General features: G+C 43.5%; 2 protein-coding genes and 1 pseudogene. 1 reads left to right on the top strand and 2 read right to left on the bottom strand.

What is annotated here, in order from left to right; all coding sequences use genetic code 11:
• On the bottom strand, positions 1 to 278 hold a 278-nt coding region (locus F6K49_RS44375), incomplete at its 3' end, for a hypothetical protein (protein WP_293108310.1).
• Between the two features lie 840 nt (positions 279 to 1,118).
• Here F6K49_RS44375 and F6K49_RS44380 point away from each other — a divergent pair.
• Positions 1,119 to 1,511 (top strand): hypothetical protein, encoded by a 393-nt coding sequence (locus F6K49_RS44380; RefSeq protein ID WP_293028711.1) that lies wholly within the window; start codon positions 1,119 to 1,121, stop codon positions 1,509 to 1,511.
• A gap of 155 nt (positions 1,512 to 1,666) precedes the next feature.
• Here F6K49_RS44380 and F6K49_RS44385 read toward each other — a convergent pair.
• Positions 1,667 to 1,963: pseudogene (locus F6K49_RS44385) on the bottom strand (photosystem II q(b) protein); the annotation flags it as partial.

Below are 1,963 nucleotides of genomic sequence, written 5' to 3' on the forward strand. Positions count from 1 at the left end.
CAGTTGTCATTAGTCATTGGTCCTTGAGGAAAGGGAACAGGGAGTAGGGAGTAGGGAGTAGGGAGTAGGGAGTAGGGAGTAGGGAGTAGGGAGTAGGGAGTAGGGAGTAGGGAGTAGGGAGTAGGGAGTAGGGAAAAAGTTGTGTGTACCTCAGGTGCGACCCGTGGCGAATTTAATTCGCCAAGGTCAAGGGCACCTAACTTGTGATCAGAAGTGCTATATATCGATGCTATCGCCCTTGATAGTATTTTTCTGTTGATAGTAAACCCAGTTACCACAGACAAATTTAAATTTTTTATAAAGTTATCGACAATTTTATATTAAGTTTTCTGAAAAGCAACGTAAGCATATGCGCTACGCGCACGCGTGCGCGTTCAGCTGTCAGCCGTGAGCCAAAGGCTGACAGCTGAATGCTTATTTTATTCAAATCTCAGACCCCACACCCCTCACCCCAAAGGGTCTATCCCATCACCCCTGACCAATACATGTTTTGAATTCTTTGTCAATCTGTAAACTCTGATATAGCGTTTATATTTGAGTTGTGAACATAGGATTGTTAGGAATTGGGACTTCGGACTTCGGACTTCGGAGCAGTAGGAAAGAGTTTGGAGGATTTTTTGGTCTTCTTAAAAATCAGTAAGATTGTTCATGACCTATTTATAAACGCTATACAAACTTCTCCCTTTCGCCCTGTTGAGATTTCCTGTTGAACCCAAGCCTAGCCAAGGATAGACACAAAAAGGGTCAATGCCATGGTCACTGACCAATGCATGTTTTAAACTGTTTGTCAATTAGTAAAGTCTGATACAAAGTTCTAGGACCATAAGGAATTTTCGTTTTCGGGAGAAAAATCTTGACTACCTAAAAATCTGTAGTAGATTTAAATTTGTAAGCCTAAATAAGGGTTACATGACACCCGACAGCAGTTTTTTTTAACAGGCTGCGATGGGTGACACATGCTAGTTAGCTATCCATTTTTGGAGTTAATGATCATGAAAGCTCTTTTGAAGACAGATTTTCAGAGGATCTTTAAATAGTGATCGCAACTCAAGAGTAAACACCCTCTGGTGGATCAAGACACTCTCAATGTTAGTAAATAAAAGGACACGAAACCGAAGATGAATATCTTAAAAAATTGGGCAATCAACGGCCTGAAAGCCATCGTTTTAAGCGCTCTGCTCTTGGTATGCACATTGACCATTTCTGTCTCTAGTGCTTCGGCAGAGGTGAGCATGAATCGTTTCTGTTCCCATCTGCACCAATTTACAGGAGCGAATACAACATATCCCCTGAATTGCCAACCCAGTGATTTCGATCTGGTCCAAGCCACATTCTGTGTCCACTTACACAAGTATATAGGCACGAACACTACCTATCCATCTGGTGACGCTCAAGCTTGGTGCGAGCAAAATCCAAATCCTGGAGGGATCGTACCTGAGGATGTTTATTGCACACACCTTCATCAATGGGGAGGCAATAACACCACCTTTCCCATCGATCCATCTTGTTAATAGAGAGACCCCTCTGTTAATGGGTAAAGCCTAGGGGAAAAGATACCAAAGACTAGGTAATATCATTTCCCCCTAGATTGCAATAATTAAACAAAAAAGCGCTCCCCGTCTGGAGAGCGCTTTTCTTTAACTCAGCGTATTATGCCAAGTTGAAATTAACCGTTGATTACTGGAGCAGTCAAAGCTACAGGAGTAGCTTCAGCCGCAGCTAGGTCTAGAGGGAAGTTGTGAGCGTTACGCTCGTGCATTACCTCGAAACCTAGGTTAGCCCGGTTAAGTACATCAGCCCAGGTGTTGATCACGTGACCTTGTGAGTCAATGATGCTCTGGTTGAAGTTGAAGCCATTCAGGTTAAATGCCATGGTGCTGATGCCCAGTGCAGTAAACCAGATGCCGATTACAGGCCATGCACCCAAGAAGAAGTGCAAGGAACGGCTGTTGTTGAAGGAAGC

The sequence above is a fragment of the Moorena sp. SIO3I6 genome, from assembly GCF_010672095.1.